The sequence below is a fragment of the Desulfobulbaceae bacterium genome, assembly GCA_013792005.1.
Classification (GTDB): Bacteria; Desulfobacterota; Desulfobulbia; order Desulfobulbales; family VMSU01; genus VMSU01.
The window spans coordinates 1-5,075 of sequence record VMSU01000017.1; the positions used below are offsets into that span (position 1 = coordinate 1).

Sequence of the window (5,075 nt, forward strand, 5' to 3'; positions counted from 1 at the left end):
GCCACATCTGCGTTGTTATCGGCCTGCTCATGTGCGAAAAGCACACATCGCAGGCCGATGCCTAGCATCTGCGGCACTGCTGAACAGTTACGGTTCTGGGCTTCGGCACCTTTCTGGGTCAGAAGGTGGATAGTTACTAAATATTCATTAAAATACCAAAACAATACCACCTAGATGCTAACTGCCTAGGTTATCGGTTTACGGTTTACGGTTACCAGTTAACGATGAGTGATCCTCCCCAAAAGGCTGAGCACACAGAAGAAATCATGCATCATGCGATGAATCATGACTTACTATGATTCTCTTAACCGTAAACCGACAACTGACTACCGTTACTTTGAATAGTCACCCTAGATGTAGCAATTAACCACTTGATCTCAAAATAAAGAAATAATATCCAACCTCCAGACACGCCTTGCATGACCCCCATAACACCAGATGCTTCTTTCCAATTTTCTCTTTGACAGGAGGAATCGCATCAATTACATATAGTCACATGGCAATATATAATTTAAGCTGATTAGCGCTAATCTTCCGCAGTAGAGTGTTTCGAGCACTATGTGCATCATTGGCAATAGTCGCCTTGGCGATGTAACACAGCACGAAATCATCGTCATTCCGGCATGTCGTTAGCCGGAATCCAATCTGTCGTCTTCACTGGACCCCGGCTAAAAGCATGCCGGGGTGACGGCTTGCGGAAGATTAGCGCTAATCAGGTAATTTAATGAGACACTGATGCGATTATTTCTTCGAGTGATGAAAGCCCTGTCCGACCCTGGCAGGGTTAAGATCATTAAACTCCTGGGCCAAGGAGAGTTGTGCGTCTGCGAGTTAACAGCCCTGCTGGGACTGTCCCAGCCAACCGTATCAAAACACCTCCGCATTCTAGATGAGGCCGGCTTGGTGACCTTTCGCAAGGATGGCGCCTGGACCAACTACCGCCTTTGTCGGGAAACTGATTCCGACTATGCCCGAGAGATGCTGACCCACCTGGACCACTGGCTGACCACTGACTCCCAGATTCAAGAGCTGAAAGACAAGCTCCCCTCCCTTGACCGCTGCCGATATCTGCCGACCAACCAGCATCCAACCAAGACCCCATGACATTGACCCTGACTCCCATCGGCCTGATGCACTGCGACCTTCTCGATCCGTCGCAAGCCCCCAAGAATTACGACGAATCAACTCATTCCGGCACCCTGGAAATCTTCGCTGAATTTGAGAATGGCCTCAAAGGGATCGAAGCAGGTCATACCATAGTTGCCCTCTTCTGGCTGGACCAGGCCAAACGCGATATCCTCCAGGTCTATCCCCGCGGGGACAAGAGCCGTGGTCTCTTCGGGGTCTTTGCCACCCGCAGCCCCATGCGGCCCAACCCGATTGCCGTCTCGGAGCTGAAAGTAACAGCCATCAATGGCCGCAACCTGACGGTGCACGGTGTTGACGTAATTAACCAGACCCCACTGCTGGACCTGAAACGAAAAATTTAGCTGACTGACCACCAGCAAGACACCTCAAGACCTTAAGTAACACTCATATCAGCAGACAAGGAGAAAAAGATGGAGCGAGGAAAGACTCTTAAGCGAATCCAGCCCTGGCTGCTGTGGTCCGTTATCCTCATCGGCGCCGTGTTTGTAATCAAGACCAAGATTCTGACCCCTCCCCGCATTGAAATAGACACCGTAGTGGCACGAGATCTGACAGCCCAGGTGTATGGCAATGGGACGGTGGAGGCCAAAGTCATGCTTGCGATCTCGAGTAAAATTACAGGTCGAATCATTGAGATCTTCGCCGACCAAGGAGACCAGGTAACCAAGGGCCAACTCCTCACCCGTTTGGAAGACACCGATTTTATCCAGCAAGAGCGGCAGGCCCAAGCTGCGCTGAACAAGGCGGAGGCCACACGCGCCGTCGAAGAGACCACTCTTCGCAAGGCCCAAGCAACACTGACTCTCGCAGAAAAAAACGCCCAACGTTTTGCCGACCTGGCCAATAAGGATCTGATCGCGCATCTAGAGTTCGAACAGTACCAGACCGCATCCGCAGTAGCCCTGGAGGAGGTGGCCCGATCAAAGGCGGCCCTCCAGGTGATCCACATGGAAGAACAGCTCAACCAAGCAAGTCTTGACCTCTCCCGCAGCAGGTTAGCAGATACCAGAATTTTCGCCCCCCAGGATGGCGTAATCATCTCCCGCAACCTTGAACAAGGGGCCACGGTAACTCTGGGCCTGCCAATATTCACCATGGCGGACCCACAGATGATCTGGGTCAAGGCCAATGTCGACGAGGCCCTACTCGGCGGAGTGGCCGTGGGTAAAAAAGCGGCCATCACCCTGCGCTCAGACCAGAACACCTCCCGGCCCGGCGAAGTGGTCCGCCTGGGGCGACAAAGTGACCGAGTTACTGAGGAGTTGGAAGTAAATGTGGCCTTCACCCCACCCCTTGCCTCTTACAGACTGGGAGAACAGGCCGATGTCCTGATTCTGGCGGAAAGAAAGGATGGCGTGCCATCCCTACGGGCAACAGCGCTGATTTCAAGAGCAAATGATCGAGGTGTCTGGCGCATATCCCAAGATGAGTTACAATTTACCAAGGTCCAGACCGGAATCGAAGATCGCCAAGGCTTTACTGAAATCATTTCAGGCCTTACACATGGCGACCAGGTGGCCTTGGCCCCTCCGGCTGAAATGGCCAAATTCAAAGACGGCATGAAGGTGCGCAGCCAATGAATCTGGCGATCCGGGATATTAATTATCATCGGGGCCGTTTCATCCTCACCTCCTTCGGCTTGGGGCTGTTACTGGGGGTAGTCATGAGCATGAGCGGGATCTATCGTGGCCTGATCGCCGACGCCTTGGCAATCCTTAACGAAACCAACGCCGACCTCTGGGTGGTGCAACAAGACACCAACGGGCCGTTTGCCGAAAGTTCGCGCATCCCGGAAGACCACAAATACCGGATTGCCGGAGTCCCTGGGGTGGCGCAAGCATCAGCCCTCTCCTTCCAGACCATCCAGATTCAGCGCCACGAGAAACCCTTCCGTTTTTTCCTGATTGGCTATGACCTTAATGGCCTTGGTGGCCCGTCGTCGATCGTGTCAGGCCGCCCCATTCGCCAAAAACACTACGAAATGGTCGTTGCCCAAGGGATGAAAATGGCACTGGGCGACACCGTCCGTCTCGGCCAGCACGACTACACCGTGGTTGGCATTACCGGCAAGACCGTCTCCTCAAGCGGCGATCCGGTGGCCTACGTCTCCCTGGCCGACGCCCAGCAAATTCAATTCAAGAAAGACAACAACGCCATCCGCAACGAACGAGCCAGAATCGATGCCCAGGTTGACACTATGCAGACCATAACCCCGGCCCTGGCCAAGTTTCTAAAGGAAAACATCGCAGCCCTCACCCAATCGACCCATATCGTCAATGCCGTGGTAGCGCGCTTGGCGCCGGGGACCGACTTAAACGAAGTGCAGCAACGGATCGGTCGCTGGAACCACCTCCGAGCCCTGTCCAAGGCCCAACAAACCGAGATTTTGTCCAAGGGCATGATTGAGAAGGCCAGGATGCAGCTGGGGATGTTCCGGATCATCCTACTCGTCATCTCCGGAGTCATCATCTCGCTGATCATCTACACCTCGACCCTCGACAAGATCAGAGTTATCGCCACTCTGAAGCTGATCGGTTCCCAAAACCGGGTAATCATCGGCATGATCCTCCAGCAGTCGTTATTGATGGGCGGTATTGCTTATGCCATCGGCTTCACCCTGCTCTCCCTCACCAAAGACACCTTCCCTCGCCGAATCGTGCTGGTCGCCTTCGACCTCAAAATCCTCTTTGTCTTGGTGATCATGATCTGCACCATCTCAAGCCTGGTAGGTATCCGCAAGGCACTGCGGGTCGATCCGGCGGAAGCGCTGGGAGGATAATTCATGTATGCTGTGGAAGTAGAAGGATTGACCAAGATTTATGGCCAAGGAGAAACGGCCGTCACCGCCCTAAGCGACGCATCCTTTCAGATCAAGCCAGGTGAACTCGTTGCCATTCTGGGTCCCTCCGGATCGGGTAAGACCACCCTCCTCACTGCCATCGGCCTAATCAACGAACCAACCCACGGCACAGTGATTCTCGACGGGGTGACCATCGCCGACGACGGCTGGCTGCCAGGACTGGACCTTAAACGCATCCGCCGGGAAAAGCTGGGCTTTATCTTCCAGGCCCACAATCTGATCCCGTTTTTGAGCGCTGTGGATAATGTGATGCTGGCCTTGGAGATCAACCACCAACCAAAAGCGGAGGCCAGATGCCGCGCCGTTGAACTCTTGAACACGCTCAATCTCGGGCACCGCCTGCATAACTTCCCCAAGGCCCTATCCGGGGGAGAAGCACAACGGGTGGCCATCGCCCGGGCCTTGGCCAATCGCCCCAAGGTAATCTTGGCCGACGAACCAACAGCAGCCCTTGATACCGAAAACGGCAAAAATGTCATGGCGCTGTTAAAACAAATCGCAGAAGAAAACCAATCGGCTATCCTGGTCGTCACCCACGACCACCGGATGGTGGAAGGATTTGACCGCATCTTCCAAGTCCATGACGGCCGAATAGTCAAAGAACAACGGACTTGAATCTCAGACTCACCCATCAAAAAAACTAGTCCCGACGATCAAAAAAGTAAATTGTCCACAATCCCCTACCCAACCCCGTTCCGGCTCACCGCGTCCACCACCTGGCGGACATCGGCTAGGCATCAACGGCCCTTAGGATTCTTAGCCACGCACTGACACGAGCCACCCCTCTTTTCAGCAGCGATTCGCTCAATAATCGTTGACCTGCCATGAATCAACACATCCTCTCGGATATCCGTAGCCGTGTACTGAAAACAATAACAAATCAGCTCTTCGATCATCATCAATTCCTCCGGGTTGACTCATTCCCTCGTCATGGCGCAGTCCTACTGACCCTTGCGACAATTAACCACATCGACATACCTGCGTACCGGTTTTAATTTATACTTAAGGAAGAGTGGGGCGTTGCCGGAAAAAACTGCAGGACAAGTGACATTGCAGCTATTTTACC

At 53.5% G+C, this 5,075-nt stretch carries 6 protein-coding genes; 5 read left to right on the forward strand and 1 reads right to left on the reverse strand.

Features of this window, described 5'->3' with window-relative positions; all coding sequences use genetic code 11:
- Positions 1 to 735 precede the first annotated feature (735 nt).
- The 5 genes from FP815_00890 to FP815_00910 all read left to right on the forward strand — a co-directional run bounded on the left by FP815_00890 (position 736) and on the right by FP815_00910 (position 4,624).
- The gene (locus FP815_00890) at positions 736 to 1,104 is read left to right on the forward strand and encodes a winged helix-turn-helix transcriptional regulator (protein MBA3013497.1); all 369 of its coding nucleotides are present in this window, start codon (positions 736 to 738) and stop codon (positions 1,102 to 1,104) included.
- Entirely contained in the window at positions 1,101 to 1,490 is a 390-nt protein-coding gene (gene tsaA, locus FP815_00895) for a tRNA (N6-threonylcarbamoyladenosine(37)-N6)-methyltransferase TrmO (GenBank protein ID MBA3013498.1), read from the forward strand. Before FP815_00890 ends, tsaA begins: the two co-directional genes overlap by 4 nt.
- Positions 1,491 to 1,559: 69 nt before the next feature.
- The gene (locus FP815_00900) at positions 1,560 to 2,729 is read left to right on the forward strand and encodes an efflux RND transporter periplasmic adaptor subunit (protein MBA3013499.1); all 1,170 of its coding nucleotides are present in this window, start codon (positions 1,560 to 1,562) and stop codon (positions 2,727 to 2,729) included.
- Positions 2,726 to 3,928, forward strand: a complete 1,203-nt coding sequence (locus FP815_00905; GenBank protein ID MBA3013500.1) for an FtsX-like permease family protein — start codon at positions 2,726 to 2,728, stop codon at positions 3,926 to 3,928. The genes FP815_00900 and FP815_00905 overlap by 4 nt, the downstream gene beginning before the upstream one ends.
- A 3-nt stretch (positions 3,929 to 3,931) precedes the next feature.
- Positions 3,932 to 4,624 carry an ABC transporter ATP-binding protein gene (locus tag FP815_00910; protein ID MBA3013501.1) on the forward strand — a complete coding sequence of 231 codons (693 nt, stop codon included), beginning with the start codon at positions 3,932 to 3,934 and terminating at the stop codon, positions 4,622 to 4,624.
- Positions 4,625 to 4,746: 122 nt separating this feature from the next.
- Here the strand turns inward: FP815_00910 and FP815_00915 are convergent, their stop codons facing one another.
- Positions 4,747 to 4,902: a BFD-like (2Fe-2S) protein gene (locus tag FP815_00915; GenBank protein ID MBA3013502.1), complete on the reverse strand. Its 156-nt coding sequence runs from the start codon at positions 4,900 to 4,902 to the stop codon at positions 4,747 to 4,749.
- Positions 4,903 to 5,075 lie beyond the last annotated feature (173 nt).